Origin of the sequence: Nocardia sp. CDC153 (assembly GCF_035818515.1) — a bacterium.
Lineage (GTDB): Bacteria > Actinomycetota > Actinomycetes > Mycobacteriales > Mycobacteriaceae > Nocardia.
Genome location: NZ_JAYKYU010000002.1, coordinates 39991 through 64793 on the forward strand (window position 1 = coordinate 39991; position 24803 = coordinate 64793).

A 24803-nucleotide genomic window follows, 5' to 3' on the forward strand; every position below is an offset into this window, starting at 1 on the left:
GCCACTGCTCTCCTCCTTCAGAACTCGAGAACGAAACGAATCAGGCGCCGAAGCCCTGGTCCGGGAACCAGGTGTTGTGGCTCGCGCCGCCGTCGACGTAGATGATGGAACCGGTGGTGCCCGGCAGCCAATCCGACAGCAGGGTCACGATGGACTTGGCCACCACGGTCGGGTCGTCGACGTCCCAGCCGATCGGGGACGCGCCGTCCCAGTACTCGTTGAGCATATTGAGCTGCTTGGCGTCATCGGTGGCGGTGCCCGCGATGGCCTTGGCCGCGAGGGTCTTGATCGGACCGGCCGCGATCAGGTTGGAGCGAATCTTCTTCGCCTCGCCCACCTCTCGCGCCACATACCGGTTCACCGACTCGAGCGCGGCCTTGGCCACACCCATCCAGTTGTAGTACGGCATGGCGGTGCGCGGATCGAAGTCCATGCCCACGATGGAACCGCCCTCGTTCATGGCGGGCAGCACGGCGCGCGCCAGCGAGGCGTAGGACCAGGCCGAGATCTCGAACGCCTTGGCGGCGTCGGGGCCCGGGCCGTCGAGGAAGGCCACCGCGTCCGGACCCATCAGGGTCTTGGGGGCGAAGGCGATCGAGTGCAGCACGCCGTCGATGCCCTCGGGCGCGAGCTCGCGCAGCTTCGCGGGGAGGTTGGCCAGATCCTCTTCGCTGGTCACGTCCAGGCCGATGGCCGGGGGGACCTCCTGCGGCAGACGCTTGGCGATGCGGTCGATGAGCCGCAGCCGCTCCGGGATTCCGGTGATGATCACCTTCGCGCCCTGCTCCTGCGCCTTGGCGGCGGCGTGGAAGGCGATGGACGAGTCGGTGATGATGCCGGTGATGAGGACGGTTTTGCCGTCGAGCAATCCAGCCATGGGGTGGTGGGTTCTCCTCGAGTGAAAGTGCTGGGGATGGAACGGATTCGACCGGGCCTAGTGGCCCATGCCCATACCGCCGTCGACGGGAATGATCGCACCGGAGATGTAGGACGCGTCGTCGGAGACGAGGAAGCTGATGGCCGCGGCCACATCCTCGGCCTGGCCGATGCGGCCCGCGGGGATGAACTCGAGGACGTTCTTGCGCATCTCCTCGGTCATGTCCTCGCGGGTCATGTCGGTGTCGATCAGGCCGGGCGCCACCACATTCGCGGTGATGTTGCGCTTGCCGACCTCACGGGTGATGGCACGGGCCATACCGATCAGGCCGGACTTGGAGGCCGCGTAGCTGACCTGCGCCGGCGAGCCCATCTGGCCGACGACCGAACCGAGGAACACGATGCGGCCGAAGCGGTTCTTGAGCATATTGCGGTTGGCGCGCTGGGCGACTCGCCACGCACCGGTGAGGTTGGCGTCGATGACCTTCGAGAACGAGTCCTCGCTCATGCGCATGAGCAGCGTGTTGTCCACGATGCCCGCATTGGCCACGACCACCTCGACCGGACCCTGATGCGCCTCCACCTCGGTGAACGCCCGATCGACCGATTCGCTATCGGTCACATCGCATTTCACGCCGAAGAGTCCCTCCGGCACCCCCGAGCCGCGATGGGTCACGGCGACCTTGTGTCCGTCGGCGAGCAGGCGCTGGGCGACCGCGAGACCAATGCCGCGGTTACCGCCGGTCACCAGTACCGACCGGGATGTGATGTTCGACATAAGGGCAAACCTATCTGTTCGTGTTCGGGACTCGGCGCGCGGTACCGATTTACGGCAGACGCTGACGATAGAGCAATGCCGTGATCAAACCGGCGGCGGTCACCAGCAACCCCACCAGGACCCACGGCCGGCTCGCGTCGGCGACGGTCTTCTCGTAGCCGATCTGCTCTTCCAGATGGCCGTACACATTCTTGAGTTCCTCCAGCGTGGAGGCCGTGAAGAACTCGCCGCCGGACAGTTTCGCGATCTCGCGCAGCGAGTCGTCATCGACGGGGACGCGCACGCGCTGCGAGCCCTTGCCGTCCTGATCCGGGATCTCGACGGTGCCCCAGGTGGTGCCGAACGAAATCGTCGACACCGGAACGCCTTTCTCCTTCGCCAAACGCGCGGCGGTGAAGCCGTGGCGGGGATTCTCGACATCCTTGTCGTCCGGAACGGTCTGCTTACCGTCGGACATGAGCACGACCTGCGCCGGCGGCGGCTTCTCCGCGCCACCGAGCACCGAAGCCAGGGTGTCGATGGATTGCAGCGCGGTCAGAATGCCCTCACCGGTGGCGGTGCGCTCGGCCAGCTTCATATTGTCGATGGCCGCCTTGACCGCTTCGCGGTTGGTGGTCGGCGACACCTGCACCGAGGCGGTCCCGGCGAAGGTGACCAGACCCAGGTTGATACCGGGGGTCAGATTGTCGGCGAACTCCTTGGCGGCCTTCTTGGCCACCTGAATTCGACTGGGCGGCACATCGGTCGCCTCCATCGACAGCGACACGTCGATCACCAGGATCACCGTGGCCCGGTTGCGCGGCACCTTCTTGGCCGCGGTCGGACCGGCGGCCGCGAAGGTCAGGAAGACCAGGCCGACCAGTGTGATCGCCACCGGCACATGCCGCCACGCCCGCGGCTGCTTGGGCGCGACCTTCTCGAGCATCTCCATATTGGAGAAGCGCAGCACATGCTTGCGGCGACGCTGCTGCATGAGAACGTAGATCAACGCCGCCAGGGCGATGATGGCCAGGAAGCCCAGCCAGGCTTCGTATTTGAAATTCGAGAGACTGAATGTCAAGTCGCCAATAGTCACTGCCGCGGCACCCGTCCGGCATTCGGGGCGCCGAAGGTGTGGCGCCGGGTGGACACGAATCGGACCACGTCCGCGATCCAGTCGCGATCGGTGCGCAGGGTCATCACCGGCGCACCGCAGCTGCGCAACGCACCCTCGACCTGGTCGCGATGCTGCTGCGCCGCACGCGCGAAATCGGCGCGGAGCGTGGGGGTCACACTGAATTCCCGGGTCCGGCCCGACTCCGGGTCGTGCAGGACCACATCGCCGACATCGGGCAGCTCGAGATCGCGCGGATCGAGGATCTCGACGCCGAGCAGATCGTGGCGGCCGGAAATGGCGCGCAGCGAACGCTGCCAGTCGATATCGCCGAGGAAATCGGAAATGACCACGGCCAGACCGCGTTTGCGCTGCGGGCGGCGGAGGGACTCGATGGCCCCGCGCAGGTCGCCGCGCACGCCGTCGGGCGCGTGCGGGGTGGTCGCGATCTTGCGCAGCAGCGCCTGCTCGTGCACCCGGCCGCTGCGGGCCGGAATGCGGATCAGCTGCTGGCCATTGGCCACCACCGCACCGATGCGATTGCCGCCGCCGCTGGTCAGATGCGTGACCGCGGCCGCCGCGGCGACCACCAGATCGCGCTTCTCGCACAGCGCGGTACCGAAATCGAGGCTGGCCGACAGGTCGATCACCAGCCAGGTCTCGAGTTCCCGGTCGGCGATCATCTGCCGCACGTGCGGATGGGTGGTGCGGGCGGTGACCGACCAATCCATCTGCCGCACATCGTCGCCCGGCTGATACATGCGCGCATCGCCGGGTTCGGAGCCCGGGCCCGGGATCAGGCCCAGGTGGTCACCGTGCAGGACACCGTCGAGGCGTCGGCGCACGGTGAGTTCGAGCGTGCGCAACGCCGCCGACAGCCGCGGGTCGGTGAGCTGCCCCTGCCGGAACGAGGGCGGGGCGTGGGTTGAGCCGCTTGGGGGTGAGATCGTCACGGGCGCAATCGATTCCGTGGTCACCTACTTCGGCTGCGGCTGACCGGGGACGCCGGGCACATGACCGTTGGGCGGCTGCGGGATTCCCGGCTGCGGGGCACCGCCGACCGGGGCCATGCCGGGCTGCGGCTGACCGCCGTGCGGACCCATCACCGGCGGCTGGGCCGGGGCGGGCATCGGGGTGGCGGCACCGGCCGGGGCATTGGCCTGGGCGGCGACCTGCGGCAGGCCGACGGTCTGCAGCACGCGCTTGATCACGTCGTCGGGGCTGACCTCGTCGGCCAGGGCGTCGTAGGACAGCACCAGGCGGTGGCGCAGCACATCCGGGATCACCTCGACCACGTCCTGCGGGACCACGTAGTCGCGGCCGCGGATCAGGGCGACCGCGCGGGCGGCGGCGATGATGCCCAGCGAGGCACGCGGGGAGGCACCGTAGGAGATCCACCCGGCGACGTCCTGCATGCCGAAGTCGGCGGGCTTGCGGGTCGCGGCGATCACGCGGACCACGTAGTCGACCAGCGCGTGGTGGACGAAGGTGTTGGCGGCGACGCCCTGCAGGCGGACCAGTTCCTCCGGGTCGAGAATGCGCTTGGCCTCCGGCGGGGTGACACCCATCCGGTAGATGATCTCGCGCTCCTCCTCGACCGAGGGGTAGTCCACGACGACCTTGAACAGGAAGCGGTCGCGCTGCGCCTCGGGCAGCGGGTACACGCCCTCGGACTCGATCGGGTTCTGGGTCGCCATGACCAGGAACGGATTCGGCATCGGGTAGGTCTTGCCGCCGATGGACACGTGCCGTTCGGCCATCACCTCGAGCAGCGCGGACTGCACCTTGGCGGGCGCGCGGTTGATCTCGTCGGCGAGCACGAAGTTCGCGACCACCGGGCCGAGTTCGGTGTCGAACTCCTCGCGGCCCTGGCGGTAGATGCGGGTACCGACGAGGTCGGTGGGCACGAGGTCGGGGGTGAACTGGACGCGGGAGAAGCTGCCGCCCACCACCTTCGCGAAGGTCTCCACGGCCAGGGTCTTGGCGATGCCCGGCACACCCTCCAGCAGCACATGCCCCTTGGCGAGTACGCCGACCAACAGCCGCTCGACCAGCCGATCCTGGCCGACGATCACGCGTTTGACTTCGTAGATCGCCTTCTCCAGGGTCTGGACATCGCGCTCGAGGGTGTTCGAAGCCGAGGGCGGCGCATCCTTCACCGTGCTTACCCCGCTCACACCGTCAGTCGAAGTCACCAACATCCCCGCTTTCGCCTTGGTCTCTGTGCGTTCCGCCCCAACTATTCCAGGTATCTCGCGCATTTGCCGCACCCGGTTGCGATCGGCACGCGAATTTCGGCCCTGAAATGTGTGTTTCGACTATTCCACGGCCGGTTCCGGCTCGAGACCGAGGAGTTCGCGCAACGCCGCAGCGGACGGCGTGCCGGGCTCGGCGGAGTAGAGGACCAGGGCGCGCACGCCCGGGTCGGCGGGCAGATTCAGGAATTCGAAGTCCAGGCGCAACTCGCCGACCCGCGGGTGGTCGAGGTGGTAGCGGCCGTGGGCGATATCGGCGACGTCGTGGGTCTCCCACATGTACCGGAACTGGTCGCTGGCGGCGGTCATGGTGGTGACCAGGTTGCGCAGGGCGGTGTCGTCGGGGCGGGCGCTGACGCGCAGGCGCAGATAGGTGACGACGCGCCGCGCCATCTCGGGCCAACTGGGCGCGGTGACGCGACGGACGTTGTCGTTGCGGAAGATCAGGTGGGCCCAGGTGCGCTCGGCGTCGGGGACCGCGTCGAAGTCGATGTCGAAAATCGCCGCGGCGGCGCGGTTCCAGGCCAGGATGTTGGTGTGGTGGCCGACCACGTAGGCGGGTGTCGGGTCCAAGGCTTGGACAAGTTGCTTCAACTTGGGCCGCAGCTCCGGTGATTCGGGCGTGTCGTGGGCGGGTGGGTGCGCGAGATTGTGCAGGTGACGGCGTTCGTCGGGGTCCAGGCGCAAGGCGTTGGCGACGGCGTCGATGACCGAGTCGGAGACATTGTCGAGGCGGCCGCGCTCGAAGCGGATGTAATAGTCGGCGCTGATTCCGGCCAGCTGGGCGAGCTCCTCGCGGCGCAGGCCCGGCACGCGTCGCCGGGTTCCGTAGACGGTCAGCCCGACGTCCTCGGGCCGCAGCCGCGCGCGGCGCGTGCGCAGGAATGCGCCGATCTGCGAGGTCTCTTCCACGACCGGACATCCTATGGGGGGCTCTGGCAAACCCCGGTCCGGGCGATCCGATGACGACCGCGGCACTGGCTCGCGGTTTCGGCGGCGCACAGGCTCATTCGTATGAAACGAGCCTTGATCGTGATCGACGTCCAGAACGAATACGTGGTCGGCAACCTCCCCATCGCCTATCCCCCGCTGGATATCAGCCTGGCGAACATCGGTGCGGCCATGGACGCGGCGCACGCCGCTGGAATCCCGGTGATTCTGATCCGGCAGGCCGCACCGGCGCAGTCGCCCATCTTCGCCAGGGGCAGTGCGGGTTTCGCGCTCCATCCGACTGTCACCGAACGCCCGCACGACCTTGTGATCGAGAAAACGCTGCCCTCCAGCTTCACCGGCACCGGATTGGCCGACTGGCTGGCCGAACATGACATCGACACCATCGCCATCTGCGGCTACATGACCCAGAACTGCGACGAGTCCACCGCCCGCGACGCCGTCCACCGCGGCTTCGCCGTCGAATTCCTCGCCGACGCCACCGGCACGTTGACGCTGGCCAATCAGGCCGGGTCGATCACCGCCGAGGACCTGCACCGCGCGGTACTCGTCGTCCTGCAGTCCCGCTTCGCGGCGGTGGCCAGCACGGCGGAATGGATCGAATCCGTCACCACCGGAACCGAACTCGCCCGATCCAGCATTGTCGCCAGCACGGTGACCGCCCAGTCGTGACCGGGTTGCTGCACATACCGGTCGGGCTGGATCTGGCGGCCGTCGCGGTCGGCGCGCTCGCGGGCGCGCTGACCGCCACCGGCCGCGCCCGGGCCGATCGCATCGACGTGATCGGGGTGGCCGTCATCGCCCTCGCGACCGGACTGGGCGGAAGCATCCTGCGCGATTGCGTCCTCGGACAGACACCCGCCGCACTGCGCAGCGACAGCTACCTACTCACCGCACTGCTCGCGGCGGGCATCGGAACGACCTTCGCGCACCTGCTCATCCGCATCTCGATGCTCATCGCACTGTTGGACGCCGGGGCACTGGGCCTCTACCTCGTACTCGGCATCACCAAGGCCCAACTGGCCGGGGTGTCGGCGGGCGCGGCGGTACTCGTGGGCATCGTCGCGTGCACGGGCGGCGGCGTGGTCCGGGACCTACTCCTCGGCGATCCGGTCGCATTGGTGCGAATCGGATCCTGGTATGTCACAGCGGCTTTGGGCGCGGCAGGCGTCTTCCTCCTGTGTCGGCCGCACACGAATCTCACCACCGCCACCATCGTGACGGTCACCGCCGCGTTCGCCCTACGCGCCGCGGCGTTGCGGTGGGCGTGGCTCAGCCCAGCAGCCGGTCGACGGCCTCCTCGGCGGGTGTCGGGCCGTCGGTGAGTTCGATGATCATGCGGTTGAGTTGGGGGCGGTGGAGGGCGGCGGCGAGGAAGGCGGCGACGTTGTCGCGGTGGACGTCGCCGTATTCGATGGCCAGACCGGCGGTGACCGAACCGTTTCCGGGCTCGTCGCGCAGGGTGCCGGGGCGCACGATGAGCCAGTCGAGGTCGGTGTTCACCAGGTGGACGTCGGCGGATTTCTTCACGCGCATGTAGTGCTCGAAGCCGGGTGAGGTTTCGCGGTCGCGGCCCGCGTCGGGGAAGACCGAGACGAGCAGGAAGCGGGAGACTCCGGCCTGGCGGGCGGCCGCGGCGGATTTCTCGAGGCCCTTGCCGTCGATGAGGGTGGTTTGGTCGACGCCGGTGCCGTGGGCTCCGGCCGAGAAGACGATGGCGTCGTGGCCGCGGAACTTGGCGGCCAGCTCGTCGACCGTGTCGGCGATGAGGTCGCCCGGAATCGGGGTCGCGCCGGTGGCGGCGATGGTGTCGGCCTGAGCAGGATTGCGGTGCATGCCGGTGACCTGGTCGCCACGGGCGGTGAGCAGGGTCGCGAGGGGGCGGCCGACGCCACCGGCGGCACCGATTTGGAATACCTTCACGGCTTCTCCTCTCGTAGGCTGGAACCGGCCTTCAGCTTCGCACCGACCCACCCCCAGAAAGTTTCCGGGCCGCGGATCGGTTGGCTGAAAGTGCGTGCAATCTTGCGAATGTCTCTGCCGCGGACCGATTCCGCACCGGTAGCGTTATCGGTATCGGTCGACGGTGTCCGGTGATACGGGATGTGGTGTGCAGTGTGGGATTTCGAAGTTTCGCCCAAGCAATCGATCGGCGAGACGGTGTTGGAAGAACTCAGGGAGCGGGCCGCGGCGGACGGCGTGGCGCTACGGGTCGGCGTAGTCGTCGAACACAATGACGCGGTGCTGATGCTCGAGCATGAGGAGCATGTCGAGGGGCGCAGTCCATTGCACCTACCCGGCACGGTCGTGCGCCCCGGCGAGTCGCTGGCCCACGCGGTGGTGCGGGCGGTACGCGAGGAGACCGGGCTCACGGTGGTCGATATCGTGCGCCACCTCGGCAGCTTCGACTACCTCTCCAGCGCCGGAAAACCGGTGCGCAGAGAGCATTTCGCGGCCGAGTTGGCGGCCGCGGGTCCGATCCGGCTCACCAACTACGCGAACTACCGATGGGTTCCGCTGGCCGGTGAGCTGCCCGTCACCACGTCGATTCGCCGTATCCTCATGGCGTACCAGGAGTAGTCGGGAGCCGGGAGGGCCACATGCTCGAGATCGACACTCGTCCGGTGGTCCTCGATCAATACACGGTCGACGAGACCGGCCGGGCCGGACAGCGCCCGCGCGGCGTGGTGTACCCGACCGGGGTCGACGACGTCGTGACCGTGGTCGAGTGGGCCCGCGACAACGGGACACCGCTCATCGCCCGGGGTGCCGGGACCAGTCTGGAAGGGCATCTGCTGGCTCGTGGCGACGAGCTGATCGTGGATCTGTCCCAGGCGAACAAGATTCTGGGCATCGCGCCGGAGGACTTCACGGCCACCGTGCAGCCGGGGGTGACCCGCACTCAACTCAATGCGGCCGCCGCCGAATACGGATTGCAGTTCACCGTGGATCCCGGGGCGGACGCCTCGCTGGGCGGGATGGCCGCGACCAATGCCAGCGGCACCACCACGGTTCGCTACGGCGGAATGCGCGCGAATGTGCTCGCCCTGCAGGCGGTCTTCGCGGATGCGACGGTGACCCGGCTCGGGCGGGCGGTGCGCAAATCCTCGAGCGGGTACGACCTGAAGGACCTGCTCATCGGGTCGGCGGGGACGCTCGGGTTGATCACCGAACTGACGGTGCGGTTGCATCCGATTCCGGAATGGATTCACTCCCTGCGGATTTCGTTTCCTACCGTGGCGGACGCGGTGGATACGGCGGTCGAGATGTTGGGGCTGGCGCTCCCGGTGAGTCGGCTCGAACTCGTCGACGCGCCGAGCATGGCGGCCATCAATGCCTTCCGGGGCACGGCGTATGCCGAATCGCCCGCGCTGTTCGTGGATATCGAATCCAGTTCGGCGGCGGCGGTCACCGCCAATGAGAGCGACATTCAGCGGATCGCACACGCGCATCGGGCGATCGATGTGACGACGGCGCGGACGCACGGCGACCGGCACGCGCTCTGGGAGGACCGGCACAACCTGTATTTCGCGGTAAAGGCCAGCAATCCCGGGCGGCAGTTCCTGATCACCGATACGGCCGTGCCGTACTCGCAGATCGCGGGGGCGGTCGACACGGCCACCCGGCTGGGTACCGAGCTGGGGTTGAACATCACCGTCGCCGGGCACATCGGCGACGGGAACGTGCACACGATCGTGCCGTACAACGAGGACGAATACCCTGGGGCACAGGTGTTTTCGGATCTGGTGGTGCGTCATGCGCTCGAGGTCGGCGGGACCGCGACGGGTGAGCATGGGATCGGGTTGACCAAGAAGAAGTATCTGCGCGAGGAGCACGGGTCGGGGGTCGATCTCATGGCGGCGGTCAAGCGTGCGCTGGACCCGCAGGGTCTGTTCAATCCGGGCAAGGTGCTCGATGTCGAACCGGTGAGCTTGGAAGCCGACTAGTCCGGGCGATTTCCAGTCGGTTCAGGCGATCGCGCAGGCGATCGTGGTGAACGCGGTGGCGAACTGGTCGTTCGTCTCCAGGGTATTGATGCTGACGGTCGCCGCGGTGCCCTTGTCCGTGGCGATCGCCAAGGTGCTGAAGCCCGGGATACCGCCGGAGTGACCCCACACCTCCTTCGTCTGGCCGTCGCACGGCACCTGGAATCGGATCAGGCCGAGTCCGTAGTTCATTCCGGCGACCGGCGGCATCGGGATGGTCTGCCGCATCTGCGCGAGTTGTGCTGCCGGGAGCAGCTTTCCGGTCACCAGGGCGGTGACGAACCGATTCAGGTCGGAGCCGGTGGAGACGATCGCACCGGCGGCACCGGTCCATGCCACCTCCGTGTCGGTGGCGTCGACCCAGGCGTCGCCGACCTTGCGGTAACCGAGGGGGTGCGGGTCGCGCAGGGCCGTGTCACCGGCCACCGGGTAGTAGGTGTCACGCATTCCGAGAGGTTCGAGGATGCGAGTACTGATCGTATCGGCCAGGGAATGGCCGGTGAGTCGTTCGATCATCATGCCCAGCAGCACGTAATTGGTGTTGGTGTAACGGAATTCGGCGCCCGGCTCGAACTGTGGCGGGATGCTCAGGGCGATACGGACCTCGTCCTCCGGTGTGTAGTCACGGTAGGCCTTGCCGTCGGTTGTCTGGTCGAGCTGCTGCGGGAGCTTCTGCGTGACGTCCTCCGGCGCGAAATCGGCCAGGCCGCTGGTGTGCTGGAGCAGCTGGTGGACGGTGATTCGGTTGCCGTCATTGCCATTGCCCTGCACCACACCCGGGAGGTAGCGCTCGATCGGGGCCTCGAGGTCGACGGTTCCCTCACCGGCCAGTTGCAGGACCACCGTGGCGACGAAAGTCTTTGTGACGCTGCCGATTCGAATGTGCGCGTTGTCGGCGTAGGGCGCTCCGGTGGCGAGGTTGCCGGAGCCCGCCGTGGCCGTCTTCTGGCCATCGGGTCCGCTGAGTACCACCTGCGCGCCGGGCAGTCCGGAGCGGACCAGGAGGTCGAGCGCATCGGAGACCTGCGTGGGCGGCGCGGAGGCGTGGGTCTGCGCCGTGCCGTCGTTACAGCCTGCCGTGGCCAGCACTGCCGCCGCGGCGACGGCGGCATACCCGCCACGACGCCAAAACCTGCTCACACCCATACCGCTCTCCTTCTCCACCACGCCTCCGAGGTCGCTGTCGACCACGCCTTCGACGCTAGGGAACCGCGAGACCGGTGCCTATCCGGTAACCCCCGGAATTCGGCCTACCCCAAAAGTCGCAATGTGATCGCGTAACCGCTGCACGGCCGGGGTCGGGCGGTGATTGCCCGAGACCAGGCCGATGCTGCGGTCGCGCTGGCCGGTGAGGGGGACGCGGGTCAGACCGGGGTGCGGGAGTTCGGGGGCCGGGAGCACCGCGATGCCCAGGTTCTGGGCGACCAGGGCGCGCAGGGTTTCGAATTCGGTGATCTCGAAGCCGACCTGCGGAGTGAATCCGGCTGCGGCACACCAGGAGTCGAAGAGTCGGCGCAGATGATAGGTGGGCGGGTTGGCGATGAACGGCTCGTCGGACAGTTCGGCCAGGTCGACCTCGGTGCGGGTGGCGAGGGGGTGAGTGCTGGCGACGTAGAGGTCGATGCGCTGGTGGCCCAGCAGAATTGTCGGCAGATCGTCGGGTGCGGGGATGGTGACGGCCAAGTCCAGACGACCCTCGCGGACCATTTCGACCAGGGCGGTGCCGTGCGCCTGCACCAGATGCAATCGGACGCGCGGTGCGCCGGTGTGGAAGTCGGCCAGCAGCGACGGAATGCTGACCGGCCCCAACGTGAATGGGAAGCCGAACCGGACCAGGCCGCTGTCGGGATCGGCATTGCTGCGCACGACATCGACCGCGTCGCCGAGCTGGCGGACCAGGCCGCGGGTGCGTTCGAACAGCTCCTGTCCGGCCGCGGTGAGGGCGACGCGGCGGCCCACCGGCTGGAACAGCCGCACTCCGACCGCCTGCTCGACCGCCTTCAATCGTCGGCTCAACGAGGACTGGGGGACGCCGAGCCGTTGCGCGGCGCGGGTGATGTGGCCCTCATCGGCGGCCGCCTCGAACGCGGCGAGCAGCGGAATCAGGGCCTCCACCTGCACCGAGGACAATTCATCCATATTTGGATCATAACCCGCTGAAATGAACATTGGACGGATCATTCCGGGCGGCGTGACGATGACAGGTACCACGAGCCAAGGAGGTCGCTGCCATGGACACGAATGTCACCTATGCCGAATTCGCCACCCGCACCGAGGTTCTCGATGTGTTGCTGATCGGCGGCGGGATCATGTCGGCCACGCTCGGCGCGATGATCGCGGCGCGGCAACCGGATTGGTCGATGGCGCTGCTCGAGCGGCTCGACCGGGTCGCCGCGGAGAGCTCCGACCCCTGGAACAACGCGGGGACCGGGCACTCCGGGTACTGCGAGCTCAACTACATGCCCGATCCGAACGATCCGGGTAAGGCGGCCGAGATCGCGTCGATGTTCGGGCAGACGCGGCGGTTCTGGGCGGAGCTAGCGGATCGAGGTGCCGTGACCGACACCGGATTCGTGAACCCGACCCCACATATGGACGTCGTCTTCGGCGAGCGAGACATCGCCTATCTGCGCCAGCGGTACGAGACTCTGCGTGCGCTGCCGGAGTTCTCGGCGATGGAGTACAGCGAAGACCCCGCCACGATCGCGGAGTGGGCTCCCCTGCTCATGGAGGGGCGCGATCCGGGCGAGCGGGTGGCCGCCACCCGGTACGAGGCGGGCAATGACGTCGACTTCGGAGCCCTCACCCGGTCATTGATCCGCACGATGACCGATTCCGGAGCCCAGTTGCTCACCGGTCACGAGGTCACCGGCCTGCGCCGCGGTCCCGACGGCCTCTGGACCGTGACCGGCCGCAACCGAACCACCAAGCAGCGCTTCACCCTTCGCGCCCGATTCGTCTTCGTCGGCGCGGGCGGCTACGCGCTGAAACTGCTCCAGAAGGCTCGCATCCCCGAGATTCGCGGCTACGGCGTCTTCCCGGTCGGCGCGCAATTCCTGCGCACCGACAACCCCGACGTCGCGGCCCGCCACACTGCGAAGGTCTACAGCCAGGCCGCCGTAGGCGCTCCCCCAATGTCGGTGCCGCACTTGGACAAACGAATCGTGGAGGGTGAACCATCTCTGTTGTTCGGTCCCTACGCCACGTTCAGTACGCGACTGCTCAAGCACGGCCGGCTCACCGATCTGTTCACCACCTTGCGACTGACGAATATCGTGGCGCTCGTGGCCGCCGGGCTCCAGAATCTGCCGCTCGTCGGGTACCTCATTCGCGAGCTCCTCGCCACCAAGCACCGCAAGTTCGCCCAACTCCAGCGCTTCTACCCCGAAGCCAACCCCGCCGACTGGTACCTGGTCCAGGCGGGCCAGCGCGCCCAGCTGGTCAAGCCCGACGCCAAGCGCCTCGGTGTTCTAACCATGGGCACCGAACTCGTCACGGGCGCGGACGGCACCATCGCCGGTCTGCTGGGCGCATCTCCCGGAGCATCGACCGCGCCCGCCATCATGCTGGACCTCCTGAATCGATGCTTCCCGCAGCTGTATTCGGAGTGGGAACCGGCCCTTCGCACGCCCGGCTACGGCACGGACTCGAACTCCCAGAGCGCAGGCCCCGCCGAACCGCTGGCGATCGGAAAGTAGCTATGGTGATCGGCGGGATCCACGACCACGACGTGCGCTCCATCGGCCATGTGCTCGGCCCCCGCAGGCGTCGTATGCCCGTCCCGCCGGTCGAACACGCTCACCCACCCGCTCTCACACGCCACGTACAGCCGCATGGGCCCCGGATCGTAAGCCAGCACATCTGGCGTCTCCCCGACGCTGTTGTGTTCGATGACAACACGTTTCGCGAGATCCACGGTAAGCAGCGTGGCATTGTCCTCACAGCCCACATACATGATCTGCCCCTCCGCATCCAGCGCCTGCCCGTGCGGCCCCGAGCATCCCGGCGTCGGGATACGGTCGGTCACCGTCAGTGAATCCGGTGCGATGACCGCAAGCTCACCCCGCCCCTGTACCGCCACCACCATCCGATCGACCGGCGCATCGTAAACCACGTTCCCCACCTCACCACCCAAAGCGACTGTGCCACGGACGGTTCCGCTGTCCGCATCGACCACCGTCTCGCTCCCACCCCGCTCATTGGTGGTCCACACCGCATTCCGCACCGGGTCATAGGCCAGCCCATCGGGATAACTCCCGGTAGAAGCGGTGAACAACACCACCCCACTCCCCTCGTCCAACCCCACCACCTGATCCCGCCCCGTCACCGTCGCATACACCCGCCCCTTCTCCGGAACCACCAACACCCCATGCACATCCGGCGCGTCCGCAATAGTCCGCACCACCCTCCGCCCCCGCACATCCACCTCCACGATCTCCCCCGCCCCCATATGCGCGGCGAACATCAACCCCCGCCCAGAATCCAAACTCGCGTAATCGAACCGCGACGACCCCCCACCCAACCCGATCTCCGCAACCTTCCGCAGCGGCAACACCCCACCGGTCGTACTAGGCCCAGGCGACGAGCACCCAACCACCACCGCAACCCCCGCCAACCCCAACCAGCCCCGCTTAGCCCACATCCGCCTCACCTCACGGCAATCGGCCCGCCCCCTGTCAGATATCCCATCACAATTCGGGCCATCCTCGGTAGCGAACAGCTTGTCGCCATGATGGGGTGAACAGGTGGCGAATCCGAACAACCTCACCGAGCGCGAGTTCATGGCCCTGATAGCCAAACGTCCCGGGATGTACATCGGCCGCCCAAATTTCCCGGCCATCACCCATTTCCTCACCGGCTACGACACCGCGGCCCGCCGCTACGGCCAATCCCTACTCGACGGATTCGGCGACTGGTTGATCACCAACTACACGGGCCAACAGACAAGTCTCGGCTGGCCCGGGTCGATCATGTCGATCGCCCTCCCTGACCACGGCTTCCTCGACGACCTCACCCCAGAAGAGCACTCGCATGTTCTGGACGTCCTTTTCGACCTCCTCGACAAGTTCCTCGCAGAGCGCGAGTGAGCTGCGTGCTCCTCAGTGAGACCAAGCGTCTGTCATTCGAGATCGGCGAACGCGTGCTCGCCTGGACGCCACACACACCATGCCTGGTCGGAGAAGCCGGATAGCTGCGCGATTTCGGGGCCCACCAATTCCTCGGCGGTCGGATGAAGGGCGAGGGGGTGCCCAGTGGGAACTGAACGCGAAGACCTACGCCGACAGCTTCCTCGATCGAGACAACCCCACCAGCATGCACTGGAGCAGTCCCCTACTCGACGTTTGCCTGCCAGATTGCATGCTCGTCGACGGTGGCCACCGGGCGTCGGGGCACAGCGACGGCTGCGGCGGGGAAATCAGTAGTTGCTACGTAGTTTCCACGTCGTGGGACGGTGGGATTGGGGGGAGAGTACTGGGGGTCGGAGGTCGGTGCTCGGCACAATGGGGTGTCGTGCGGACATCGACGAGGCTGTTTGCGCAGCATCGGCTTTCGGTGACCGAGTTGCTGGCGGTGCGGGTGGCCGTCAGGGGCCGGTCAGTGGAAAGCGCCAGTAGAGGCGGGGGAGGAAGCCTATGGTCAGGTTGGGGAGGGGGCCTAGGACGCAGAGTTCTACGGTGGTCACGGTTTGGCTGGGCGGGGTCGAGGTTGGGTCGTAGGGGGCGGTGACTGCCATGCCGGAGCCGGGGTGGCACTCTTGGGTGGAGTTGGGGGTTGTCGGGTCCAGGGCGGATGCGGTGGGTAGTTGCGATCGCCAGTAGGGGCTGGGTGCGGTGCCGAAGCTGAGGGTGATGATGGCGGTGGTCCGGTCGGCTTCGGGCTGGATGCTTTTGATGATGAATCTCAGGTCGGGGCTTGCGCTTTGGGCACCTGCGGCGTGGTCTGGGGGCTGGAATTGGGTTCCTCCCGCGACGTACCGCGGGTAGCGGCCGAAGACGCTGATCTCGGCTGTACCGTGCAGTGCGTCCGCGGTGTCGAAGCACAGCTTGCCCGAGACGATCCCCTTCGCCGCGACGGAACCGGTGCGTGGCAGTCCAGCGCCCAAGTCGGGTGGGCAGTCGATGAGGTTGGTAGCTTTCTGGCCGATATCATCCGGGTTCTGGATGAATGCGAACCAATGCACCGCACTCAGATCCCCCGCACTCGCGGCCGTGTTGCGGACGCGCGCCGACACGGCGAAGCGGTTCCGGCCACCGGCCGGCGCGAGCGTCGTGAACTCCGACAGCGTCACCTCCCAGGTGCTCAGACTGTCCGATGCGCCCGGAGCCAACGCCGGGTCCGACACGGTGGACGGCGGGTTGCCCCCCGTACCGGTCACGGCCGAGGTACTCGGCGAATCTTGGTGTGAAACACCGCATCCCACCGGCCCAACCACCGCCACAGCGGTCAGGAATATCGTGATAGCCCGAATCCGCATCCCGCGCTCCTCCCCTTTGGCCCGGTATACGCGCCGTGCACGCCTCCGATACCGCCCGCTGCCCTCTTATCCGACCTATCCGAGTCGCTGTTAATACACGGCACACGGTCGGCGCGCCTGGAAGCGGCGAGACAGGCCCAGGTCAGGCGAGATGGGTGGCGGCGGAGAGGTATTCGGTGTCGGCGACGTGGTCCAGCCAGGTGACGTCGTCGCCTTCCCAGAGGGCGAGGTGGGTCATGAAGGCGTCGGGGGCGGCGCCGTGCCAATGTTCTTCGCCGGGTGGGGTCCAGACGGTCTCGCCGGGACGCAGGATGATGACCTGGCCGTCACGATTCACCACCAGACCCAGCCCTTCGGTCACATGCAGCGCTTGGCCGAGCGAATGGCGATGCCACGCGGTGCGCGCACACGGCGTGAAGTGCACGGAGGCGAGCCGCGCGCGAGCGGGGTCCTCGCCACGGAAGAGGACGTCGAGATAGACGTCGCCGGTGAACCATTCGGCGGGCCCCTTCACGGTGGGAGCCTTCTTCACGATTTCCATTGGGGTGCATCTCCTTTGGATCCAGGGACTCAGCTGACCTTCGGCAGCCCATTTATAGCGCGAGTGGCAGCCTGCCTGCGCACGATCGGCGGCCGCATCCGTGATCGCACAGTGGAGTCCGGCACTACGGTATTGCCATGGAATGGAGACTGGGCAAGGGGGACGAATGCGAATTGCCCGCCACCGCATCCGTATGGCTCACCGACGACCCGCAACCAGGCTTGGTTCTGGTCGAGTTCACGGACGTTTACGGTCGGCCGCACCAACTGGTCGATAAGAGCGCCATCTTCGGCGGTGATCTACTGCCGACCTCGAGCTATCCCCGCCGCACCGCCATCGGATGCACGATCGAGGACATCAACGGCGAAATCGCAACGGTCCGTGTGCATTGGGTATTCAGCCGCGTCACCGACATGCCGTTCACCTTCGACGTTCACCTCGATGCCCTCGCCCCGGTTGCCGCCGAGCGGGGCTAGGAGATTATTCGGATGGCGTAGGGCATGATGCCGTCTTCTCGGACGGTGGAGATGCGGACTACCTCGCCGGATTGGGGGGCTTCGATCATTTTGTCGTTGCCTATGTAGAGAGCTACGTGTTGGCTGCCGCCGGGGCCCCAGAAGAGCATGTCGCCGCGGGCTCGGTCGGCGACGGGGACTCGGGTGCCCATGGTGTATTGGTAGCCGGAGTAGTGCGGGAGGGAGACGCCGATGCCGGCGAAGGCGTAGATCATCAGGCCGGAGCAGTCGAAGCCGGTTTTGCTGTAGTCGCCGTAGCTGTCGGCGGTGCCGCCGTCGCGGATGCCGAGGGTCGGGCCGTCCTCATCGCCTCCGCCCCAGGCGTATTCGACGCCCAGTTGGGACATGGCGCGGTCGACGACGGTTTCGATCAGCTGGCTGTTGGAGCCGCTCGGGCGGACCGGTTGGGTCGAGCGGCGCGGAGGCGGCGAGGTGTCCTGGACGACGTGGGGGCGGTGGCTCTGGCCCACCTGATCGGCGCGGTCGGCGGAATCCCTGTCCGCGGCGACGCGGGTCGCAGCGGCCCGCGCGGCGGCGCGAGCGGCGGCCTCCTCGGCCTTGCGCTGATTGTCCCACGCCACGAACGCATCTCGCTGACTCTGCAGCCCGGCGACATTGGCGCGGGCCGCATCCAGCCGCTGCTGGGCCGAATCACGCTGGGACACAAGCCCATTGCGAATCGAGTTCTGCTGGTCGAACTCGGCCTGCGCCGCGGTGACGGCATTCTGGGCCTGAACCTTCTTGGCGTCGGCGTCCGCCGCCGCGGCATCGGCGGCCTGCTTGGCCTGCTTGGCGTCGGAGGTCTTGTTGGCCTGATCGATCTGCGCGTGCCGCAGACCCTCGACGACCACCTGCTGATTCTTCGACGCGATCGTCAGCACCTGCGCGCGATTGAGCGCGTCCTCGGGGCTGGGGGCGGCCAGGTAACTCACCAGAGAGGTCGAACCGGGCCGCATGTAGACCTGCGCGACGTACTTGTCGAATTCCCGGTGTGCCGTATCGACTTTCGCGCCCGCGTCGGTGAGGCTCTGCTGGCACTGGGCAACCGTGCGGGCGGCGGCATCGGCGGCATCGCGGGCAATCTGCAGGTCCACCAGCGCCTTGTTGACCGCCTCGCGGCGAGTCGCGACCGCGTCGTCGAGCTGCTTCAGCTGCTGTTCGGCCGAGGCCACCTGGTTGATCAAGGCCCCGACCTCTCCCACGCCCGCGTCCACCTGAGCGCCCGCGGCATTGAGGTCGCTGTCGCTCGGGTTCGGAGGCGGCGGGGGCACAGCGTGCCCGCTGGCAATCCCCATGGCCAGCACAATCAGCGCTACGAGCAACTCCGTAGCGACCCGCACCGAGCGTCCCCACAACGTCGCCGGTCGTCGCATCGCACCTCCCTGGAGTCTCATCCGGCACATCAACCCCAACCGTGCCATCGCGAAACCGTACGGCACGTCAAGGATCGCGCCGATCAGGCACGCCACAATCACACCGATGTAATTCGAAATTAGCCACGTATTTGCAGGTAACGGACGAATCGCCCTGCGACACAAAGCGCGACACGCACGCCACCCGTCGGCGTGTCGACAATAAGAAAGGGGCTCGGGTCAGAACCCGAACCCCTCATGAAGAGCTCCCGCCGCGGCGGAAACCGCTACCCGACCGACGCCGACTCCGGCACGCCCGCCTCGCTCTGCGCCCGCCGCCGCTTCACCAGATACAGCCCGCCGATCGACGCGATCAATACCCCCAACGCCACCAGCGTGATCACCGTCCACGAAATCGTCTCCGGCTGCTCGAGCCGATCCACGAAAATCCGTGCCGCGTCGGTGGTGTGCTCGGGCCCGCGGTACTTGGCCTTGTCCTCGGCCCACTCCAGATGCCCACGGGTGAACTGGTCGCTGTAGGTCCCGACCCAGTCGTCACTGAAGACCACCACGGTCCCGTGCTCGATCTTGCCGACCTCATTGGCCAGATCGCGCAGATTCGCCTCGATGCCCGGATTCCCCTGCACCACAACGATGTCCAGCTGAATTCCGTGCTCACGCGCGTCGGCGGCAATGGCCGCCAGGGCCTCCTGGTCGCGTCCGGAGGGGGCGGCGACATGGTCATCGGCGAGATCGGCGATGATGGCATCCAGGTTGGTGTTCGGCGGTAGTTCCGCCTTCATGGGCGTGAAAACCGAGGTCTGCGAGACGGTCACGAACGCAGAGTACGGGACGACGTGTCACATCACCTCACCGCGGCTGGCATGTCCGCCCGTCAAACCTCCCCCGATGTGCTCACAGGACAAGCGTACTGTTAGAGTCGGCAAACGGACGAGGCTTGCGCCTCGACGAGGCCAACGGCACAGCCCCGCCGCTGGCCCTCCCATTCACAGACGAGTGGAGCTGAACGTGACGAGTATCGATACCTTCGGCGCCAAGGGCACCCTCGAGGTCGGAAGCAACTCGTATGAGATCTTCCGTCTCTCGGCCGTGCCCGGCACCGAGAAGCTGCCCTACGCCCTGAAGGTCCTCGCGGAGAACCTGCTTCGCACCGAGGACGGCGCCAACATCACCGCCGACCAGATCCGCGCCCTCGCGAACTGGGATCCGTCGGCCGAGCCCGACACCGAGATCCAGTTCACCCCGGCCCGCGTGATCATGCAGGACTTCACCGGCGTGCCCTGCATCGTCGACCTGGCCACCATGCGCGAGGCCGTCACCACCCTCGGCGGCGACCCGAACAAGGTCAACCCGCTCTCCCCCGCCGACATGGTCATCGACCACTCGGTCATCCTCGACGTGTTCGGCACCGCCGACGCCCTCGAGCGCAACGTCGACCTGGAGTACGAGCGCAACGGCGAGCGTTACCAGTTCCTGCGCTGGGGCCAGGGCGCGTTCGACGACTTCAAGGTCGTCCCGCCGGGCGTCGGCATCGTGCACCAGGTCAACATCGAGTACCTGGCCCCCACCGTCATGGTCCGCAACGGCCAGGCCTACCCCGACACCTGCGTCGGCACCGACTCGCACACCACCATGGTCAACGGCCTGGGCGTGCTGGGCTGGGGCGTCGGCGGCATCGAGGCCGAGGCCGCCATGCTGGGCCAGCCGGTCTCCATGCTGATCCCGCGCGTCGTCGGCTTCAAGCTGACCGGTGAAATCCAGCCCGGCGTGACCGCCACCGACGTCGTGCTCACCGTCACCGACATGCTGCGCAAGCACGGTGTGGTCGGCAAGTTCGTCGAGTTCTACGGCAAGGGCGTCGCCGAGGTGCCCCTCGCGAACCGCGCCACCCTGGGCAACATGTCGCCCGAATTCGGTTCCACCGCCGCGATCTTCCCGATCGACGAGGAGACCATCAACTACCTGCGCCTCACCGGCCGCAGCGACGAGCAGCTCGCGCTCGTCGAGGCGTACGCCAAGGAGCAGGGCCTGTGGCACGACGCCGACAACGAGCCGGCCTACTCGGAGTACCTGGAGCTGGACCTGAGCACCGTGGTGCCGTCCATCGCCGGCCCGAAGCGCCCGCAGGACCGAATCCTGCTGTCCAACAGCAAGGCTCAGTTCCGTCAGGACATCCGCACCTACACCAACGACCCGGTGCCGCACACCGCGCTGGACGAGGCCCTCGAGGAGTCCTTCCCGGCCAGCGACCCGGTCGCCTCCGGCACCGCCAGCGACGGCAACGGTGTTCCCACCGCCGCCAACGGCTCCGCCGGCCGCCCGTCCAAGCCGATCAAGGTTTCGGACCCGGAGCGCGGTGACTTCGTCCTGGATCACGGCGCGGTCGTGGTCGCGGGCATCACCTCCTGCACCAACACCTCCAACCCGTCGGTCATGATCGGCGCGGCCCTGCTGGCCCGCAACGCCGTCGAGAAGGGCCTGTCCTCCAAGCCGTGGGTCAAGACCAACATGGCCCCGGGCTCGCAGGTCGTCGCCGACTACTACGAGAAGGCCGGTCTCTGGCCGTACCTGGAGAAGCTGGGCTTCTACGTGGGTGGCTTCGGCTGCACCACCTGCATCGGCAACACCGGTCCGCTGCCGGAGGAGATCTCCAAGGCGATCAACGACAACGACCTCTCGGTCACCGCGGTGCTCTCGGGCAACCGCAACTTCGAAGGCCGTATCTCCCCCGACGTCAAGATGAACTACCTGGCCTCCCCGCCGCTGGTCATCGCGTACGCGCTCGCGGGCACCATGGACTTCGACTTCGAGACCGACGCCCTGGGCAAGGACAAGGACGGCAACGACGTCTTCCTCAAGGACATCTGGCCGTCCGCGCAGGAGATCGACGACACCATCAAGTCGGCGATCAGCCGGGACATGTTCACCAAGTCCTACGCCACCGTGTTCGACGGTGACCAGCGCTGGCAGGGTCTGAACACCCCCGAGGGCGACACCTTCGCGTGGGACGAGAAGTCGACCTACGTCCGCAAGGCCCCGTACTTCGACGGCATGACGATGGAACCGGCCCCGGTCGAGGACATCAAGGGCGCGCGCGTGCTGGCGCTGCTGGGCGACTCGGTCACCACCGACCACATCTCCCCCGCCGGTCCGATCAAGCCGGGCACCCCGGCCGCGCAGTACCTGGACGCCAACGGCGTTGCGCGCAAGGACTACAACTCCCTGGGCTCGCGTCGCGGTAACCACGAGGTGATGATCCGCGGCACCTTCGCCAACATCCGGCTGCGCAACCAGCTGCTGGACGACGTCTCGGGCGGCTACACCCGCGACTTCACCCAGCCCGGTGGCCCGCAGGCGTTCATCTACGACGCCTCGCAGAACTACCAGGCCGCGGGCATCCCGCTGGTCGTGCTGGGCGGCAAGGAGTACGGCTCGGGTTCCTCGCGTGACTGGGCCGCCAAGGGCACCCGCCTGCTGGGTGTGAAGGCCGTCATCACCGAGTCCTTCGAGCGCATCCACCGCTCCAACCTGATCGGCATGGGCGTTGTGCCGCTGCAGTTCCCGGCCGGCGAGTCCGCCGCGTCGCTGGGCCTGGACGGCACCGAGGTCTTCGACATCGAGGGCATCACCAAGCTGAACGAGGGTGTGACTCCGAAGACCATGAAGGTGACCGCCACCAAGGAGAACGGCGAGAAGGTCGTCTTCGACGCGGTCGTCCGCATCGACACCCCCGGCGAGGCGGACTACTACCGCAACGGCGGCATCCTGCAGTTCGTGCTGCGCAACATGATTCGGGGCTGATGCATTTCCCCGCGTACGCGGGGGTGACCCGATGATTCGCGGCTAGTCAAAACCGCGAACGCCTCGGTCTTCGAAGGGCTGTTTCGAAGCCGAGTCGTGGTGGCGGGCGGCGGTTCACGCCGCCGCCTGCCACGCGGCCCGTCCCGGGCCGCTTCGCTCGTCGCTCGTGCGGGTTCTCCGGTTTGGTCGCAAGATCGATACGGAGAACCCGCACAACACGTTTCGGAGGAGCCCAGTGCCCAAGGTCAGTGACGACCACCTCGCCGCCCGGCGTAGTCAGATCCTCGACGGAGCCCGCCGCTGCTTCGCCGAGTTCGGCTACGAGGGCGCCACCGTGCGTCGCCTCGAAGAAGCCACCGGCCTGTCGCGCGGCGCCATCTTCCACCACTTCCGCGACAAGGACGCGTTATTCCTGGCACTCGCCCAGGAGGACGCGGGTCGCATGGCCGAGGTCGCCGCCACCCAGGGCCTCATCCAGGTCATGCGCGATATGCTCGCGCGCCCAGAGGATTTCGACTGGCTCGGCACCCGCCTCGAGATCGCGCGCCGCCTGCGCAACGATCCGGAGTTCCGCGCCAACTGGGAAGAACGCTCCACCGAACTCACCGCCGCCACCGTGGCCCGCCTCGAACGCCGCAAGGCCGCGGGCGCCCTGCGTGAGGACGTCCCCACCGAGGTCATCCTCGGCTACCTCGACCTCGTCCTCGACGGCCTGATCGCCCGCATCGCCTCCGGCCACGCCAACGACAACCTCGAGGCCGTCCTCGACCTCGTCGAAGCCTCGGTCCGCCGCAAGCAGTAATCCCCACGCCTGTCCCGCATCACGGCGAAGATCGGGAATACGGGGTGATGTCGTCGCGGTCGGGTCACGCCCAACGCCATCAACCCGGTATTCCCCGACCCCGCCCAAACGACGTGACGGCGATCCACCCCCCACGGCGGACCGACACTCACGCCGCTCGTTCATCCTCGCTCGGTTCGTCACCCGAACAGAGCGCTGACATCGATCGCAGGACCGATGCCGTTCGCAGCTTCGTCGCACACGAACGGCACCCGACCGCCGCCGACATCGTTGTCGCCGAACGGATTTCCCTCGACCTCGCCAAACGTTATGTGCGCGTATACATTCTGGGCGACCGGATATGCGACGAAGCGCTTCCGGATTTGCGACGAAAGAAGGGGAGCGCGGGTGCTGGAGCTGGAGTTGGGCAGCGCCACCACAGCGGAGCTCTCGCCGGACGACAAGCCCGCCTACTGGCGGGAACAGGTGCGGACCAACCAGGGCGGGGCGCGGGTGGACTTCGGCAGGTGGCCGGACTTCGATGGCGGGCTGCGTGTCATGCGCCTGCAGAACTATCGACTCGGCGACTTCCAGAATGTGGACTTCCAGTCCAGCGCGATCTCCTACGAGCGCACCCTCGCCGAGGTCGAAGCCGATGGCGACCGCTCCGCCCGGCTGCTGATCCCCCGCGACGGCGCGCTCGGTATCGAGCAGCATGACACGAGGGTGTGGATTCGGCCCGGTCAGATGGGCGTGATCGACTGGGCGCAACGCATGGTGCTGTCCCATGCCGACCACGCGCGGGCATGGATCATCAATATCCCCGCCGACTACCTGCACCTGTCACCTGACGGTCCGCCGCACCTCGCGCTCGACGCCCGCGATCCACTGCTCGGGTCGGTGCTGGCGCTCGCCGATCAGTTGTCCCGGCACAGTGAAACTCTCACCGCCACTCAGTTCTTGACGATCAGCACCCACATGGCGAGCCTGCTGGCGGGCGCGTTGGACGAGCGTTGGGCGCCCCAGAACTCGCGGTTGGCCAGCATCGCGCGGGATGCTCGTCGGCATATCCAGCGCTGTTCCGACGATCCCCGGCTGACCGTGCTGGGCGTCGCCGAGCAACTCGGCGTGACTCGGCGTCAGCTCGAACGCGCCATGCGCCTGTCGGGCACCACTCCACATGGTTTTCTGCTCAGCACTCGCCTCGACCAGGCGGTGAAGCGGCTGTCCGATCCGCGCAACTGCCGCCGAACCATCGCCGATATCGCGTACGAGAGCGGGTTTTCGGCGCTGTCGGCGTTCAATCGGGCTTATCGCGAGAAGTACGGCGTGCCCGCCGGGCAGTTGCGGCGACCGGGACCCAGCTGACGGCCCCCAT

The 24803-nt window shown here is 67.1% G+C and carries 24 protein-coding genes; 10 read left to right on the plus strand and 14 right to left on the minus strand.

All coding sequences use genetic code 11. The features are described from left to right. Positions 1–40: 40 nt before the first annotated feature. The 6 genes from inhA to VMT65_RS08600 form a co-directional block, all read right to left on the minus strand. A complete protein-coding gene (inhA, locus tag VMT65_RS08575) occupies positions 41–877 on the minus strand; it encodes an NADH-dependent enoyl-ACP reductase InhA (RefSeq protein WP_326307520.1) in 837 nt (278 codons plus the stop codon). 57 nt (positions 878–934) lie between these two features. Continuing rightward, positions 935–1654 carry a 3-oxoacyl-ACP reductase FabG1 gene (fabG1, locus tag VMT65_RS08580; protein ID WP_326307521.1) on the minus strand — a complete coding sequence of 240 codons (720 nt, stop codon included), beginning with the start codon at positions 1652–1654 and terminating at the stop codon, positions 935–937. Between the two features lie 49 nt (positions 1655–1703). Beyond that, positions 1704–2714, minus strand: coding sequence for a VWA domain-containing protein (locus VMT65_RS08585; protein ID WP_326307522.1), 1011 nt, complete (start codon positions 2712–2714; stop codon positions 1704–1706). Positions 2715–2725: 11 nt separating this feature from the next. Continuing rightward, entirely contained in the window at positions 2726–3700 is a 975-nt protein-coding gene (locus tag VMT65_RS08590) for a DUF58 domain-containing protein (RefSeq protein WP_326307523.1), read from the minus strand. Positions 3701–3724: 24 nt separating this feature from the next. Further along, a complete protein-coding gene (locus VMT65_RS08595) occupies positions 3725–4948 on the minus strand; it encodes an AAA family ATPase (protein ID WP_326307524.1) in 1224 nt (407 codons plus the stop codon). Between the two features lie 117 nt (positions 4949–5065). Further along, the gene (locus tag VMT65_RS08600) at positions 5066–5914 is read right to left on the minus strand and encodes a helix-turn-helix transcriptional regulator (RefSeq protein WP_326307525.1); all 849 of its coding nucleotides are present in this window, start codon (positions 5912–5914) and stop codon (positions 5066–5068) included. A 102-nt stretch (positions 5915–6016) separates the two neighbouring features. Here VMT65_RS08600 and VMT65_RS08605 point away from each other — a divergent pair, with 102 nt between their 5' ends. Then, positions 6017–6625, plus strand: a complete 609-nt coding sequence (locus VMT65_RS08605) for a cysteine hydrolase family protein (protein ID WP_326307526.1) — start codon at positions 6017–6019, stop codon at positions 6623–6625. Next, a complete protein-coding gene (locus VMT65_RS08610; RefSeq protein ID WP_326307527.1) occupies positions 6622–7278 on the plus strand; it encodes a trimeric intracellular cation channel family protein in 657 nt (218 codons plus the stop codon). Before VMT65_RS08605 ends, VMT65_RS08610 begins: the two co-directional genes overlap by 4 nt. Here VMT65_RS08610 and VMT65_RS08615 read toward each other — a convergent pair. Next, positions 7226–7876 carry an NAD(P)H-binding protein gene (locus VMT65_RS08615; RefSeq protein ID WP_326307528.1) on the minus strand — a complete coding sequence of 217 codons (651 nt, stop codon included), beginning with the start codon at positions 7874–7876 and terminating at the stop codon, positions 7226–7228. The genes VMT65_RS08610 and VMT65_RS08615 overlap by 53 nt on opposite strands. A 192-nt stretch (positions 7877–8068) precedes the next feature. Here VMT65_RS08615 and VMT65_RS08620 point away from each other — a divergent pair, with 192 nt between their 5' ends. Then, complete coding sequence (locus tag VMT65_RS08620) at positions 8069–8533, plus strand: NUDIX hydrolase (protein WP_326307529.1); 465 nt, start codon at positions 8069–8071, stop codon at positions 8531–8533. Between the two features lie 20 nt (positions 8534–8553). Continuing rightward, complete coding sequence (locus tag VMT65_RS08625; RefSeq protein ID WP_326307530.1) at positions 8554–9900, plus strand: FAD-binding oxidoreductase; 1347 nt, start codon at positions 8554–8556, stop codon at positions 9898–9900. A 21-nt stretch (positions 9901–9921) separates the two neighbouring features. Here VMT65_RS08625 and VMT65_RS08630 read toward each other — a convergent pair whose 3' ends face one another. Together VMT65_RS08630 and VMT65_RS08635 are read right to left on the minus strand one after the other, a co-directional pair. Then, a complete protein-coding gene (locus tag VMT65_RS08630) occupies positions 9922–11130 on the minus strand; it encodes a serine hydrolase domain-containing protein (RefSeq protein ID WP_326307531.1) in 1209 nt (402 codons plus the stop codon). A gap of 33 nt (positions 11131–11163) precedes the next feature. Continuing rightward, positions 11164–12078, minus strand: coding sequence for a LysR family transcriptional regulator (locus VMT65_RS08635; protein ID WP_326307532.1), 915 nt, complete (start codon positions 12076–12078; stop codon positions 11164–11166). 92 nt (positions 12079–12170) lie between these two features. Between VMT65_RS08635 and mqo the strand changes: the two genes are divergently transcribed. Further along, positions 12171–13637 (plus strand): malate dehydrogenase (quinone), encoded by a 1467-nt coding sequence (gene mqo / locus VMT65_RS08640; protein WP_326307533.1) that lies wholly within the window; start codon positions 12171–12173, stop codon positions 13635–13637. Here mqo and VMT65_RS08645 read toward each other — a convergent pair. After that, positions 13574–14404: a YncE family protein gene (locus VMT65_RS08645; RefSeq protein ID WP_326307534.1), complete on the minus strand. Its 831-nt coding sequence runs from the start codon at positions 14402–14404 to the stop codon at positions 13574–13576. The genes mqo and VMT65_RS08645 overlap by 64 nt on opposite strands. A gap of 280 nt (positions 14405–14684) precedes the next feature. Here VMT65_RS08645 and VMT65_RS08650 point away from each other — a divergent pair, with 280 nt between their 5' ends. Then, a complete protein-coding gene (locus tag VMT65_RS08650; protein ID WP_326307535.1) occupies positions 14685–15026 on the plus strand; it encodes a hypothetical protein in 342 nt (113 codons plus the stop codon). 497 nt (positions 15027–15523) lie between these two features. Here VMT65_RS08650 and VMT65_RS08655 read toward each other — a convergent pair whose 3' ends face one another. Together VMT65_RS08655 and VMT65_RS08660 are read right to left on the minus strand one after the other, a co-directional pair. Next, on the minus strand, positions 15524–16414 hold the full coding sequence (locus tag VMT65_RS08655) for a hypothetical protein (RefSeq protein WP_326307536.1): 891 nt from the start codon (positions 16412–16414) through the stop codon (positions 15524–15526). A gap of 142 nt (positions 16415–16556) precedes the next feature. Beyond that, the gene (locus VMT65_RS08660; RefSeq protein ID WP_326307537.1) at positions 16557–16955 is read right to left on the minus strand and encodes a (R)-mandelonitrile lyase; all 399 of its coding nucleotides are present in this window, start codon (positions 16953–16955) and stop codon (positions 16557–16559) included. Between the two features lie 137 nt (positions 16956–17092). Between VMT65_RS08660 and VMT65_RS08665 the strand changes: the two genes are divergently transcribed. Then, the gene (locus VMT65_RS08665; RefSeq protein ID WP_326307538.1) at positions 17093–17431 is read left to right on the plus strand and encodes a hypothetical protein; all 339 of its coding nucleotides are present in this window, start codon (positions 17093–17095) and stop codon (positions 17429–17431) included. Here VMT65_RS08665 and VMT65_RS08670 read toward each other — a convergent pair. Both VMT65_RS08670 and VMT65_RS08675 read right to left on the minus strand, forming a co-directional pair. Then, positions 17428–18843, minus strand: coding sequence for an NlpC/P60 family protein (locus VMT65_RS08670; protein WP_326307539.1), 1416 nt, complete (start codon positions 18841–18843; stop codon positions 17428–17430). The two genes, VMT65_RS08665 and VMT65_RS08670, sit on opposite strands and share 4 nt — an antisense overlap. A gap of 266 nt (positions 18844–19109) precedes the next feature. Continuing rightward, on the minus strand, positions 19110–19658 hold the full coding sequence (locus VMT65_RS08675; RefSeq protein ID WP_326307540.1) for an Rv1476 family membrane protein: 549 nt from the start codon (positions 19656–19658) through the stop codon (positions 19110–19112). A gap of 193 nt (positions 19659–19851) precedes the next feature. Between VMT65_RS08675 and VMT65_RS08680 the strand changes: the two genes are divergently transcribed. From VMT65_RS08680 to VMT65_RS08690, 3 genes are all read left to right on the plus strand, one after another. Continuing rightward, on the plus strand, positions 19852–22644 hold the full coding sequence (locus VMT65_RS08680) for an aconitate hydratase (RefSeq protein WP_326307541.1): 2793 nt from the start codon (positions 19852–19854) through the stop codon (positions 22642–22644). Positions 22645–22879: 235 nt separating this feature from the next. After that, complete coding sequence (locus VMT65_RS08685; RefSeq protein WP_326307542.1) at positions 22880–23446, plus strand: TetR/AcrR family transcriptional regulator; 567 nt, start codon at positions 22880–22882, stop codon at positions 23444–23446. 387 nt (positions 23447–23833) lie between these two features. After that, entirely contained in the window at positions 23834–24793 is a 960-nt protein-coding gene (locus VMT65_RS08690) for a helix-turn-helix transcriptional regulator (RefSeq protein WP_326307543.1), read from the plus strand. Positions 24794–24803: the final 10 nt, after the last annotated feature.

Coding starts and splice junctions, on each gene's coding strand:
- inhA (WP_326307520.1), bottom strand. CDS start 877: ATGGCTGGATTGCTCGACGGCAAAACCGTCCTCATCACCGGCATCATC.
- fabG1 (WP_326307521.1), bottom strand. CDS start 1,654: ATGTCGAACATCACATCCCGGTCGGTACTGGTGACCGGCGGTAACCGC.
- VMT65_RS08595 (WP_326307524.1), bottom strand. CDS start 4,948: ATGTTGGTGACTTCGACTGACGGTGTGAGCGGGGTAAGCACGGTGAAG.
- VMT65_RS08605 (WP_326307526.1), top strand. CDS start 6,017: ATGAAACGAGCCTTGATCGTGATCGACGTCCAGAACGAATACGTGGTC.
- VMT65_RS08625 (WP_326307530.1), top strand. CDS start 8,554: ATGCTCGAGATCGACACTCGTCCGGTGGTCCTCGATCAATACACGGTC.
- VMT65_RS08635 (WP_326307532.1), bottom strand. CDS start 12,078: ATGGATGAATTGTCCTCGGTGCAGGTGGAGGCCCTGATTCCGCTGCTC.
- mqo (WP_326307533.1), top strand. CDS start 12,171: ATGGACACGAATGTCACCTATGCCGAATTCGCCACCCGCACCGAGGTT.
- VMT65_RS08645 (WP_326307534.1), bottom strand. CDS start 14,404: ATGTTCGCCGCGCATATGGGGGCGGGGGAGATCGTGGAGGTGGATGTG.
- VMT65_RS08655 (WP_326307536.1), bottom strand. CDS start 16,414: ATGCGGATTCGGGCTATCACGATATTCCTGACCGCTGTGGCGGTGGTT.
- VMT65_RS08660 (WP_326307537.1), bottom strand. CDS start 16,955: ATGGAAATCGTGAAGAAGGCTCCCACCGTGAAGGGGCCCGCCGAATGG.
- VMT65_RS08665 (WP_326307538.1), top strand. CDS start 17,093: ATGGAATGGAGACTGGGCAAGGGGGACGAATGCGAATTGCCCGCCACC.
- VMT65_RS08670 (WP_326307539.1), bottom strand. CDS start 18,843: ATGCGACGACCGGCGACGTTGTGGGGACGCTCGGTGCGGGTCGCTACG.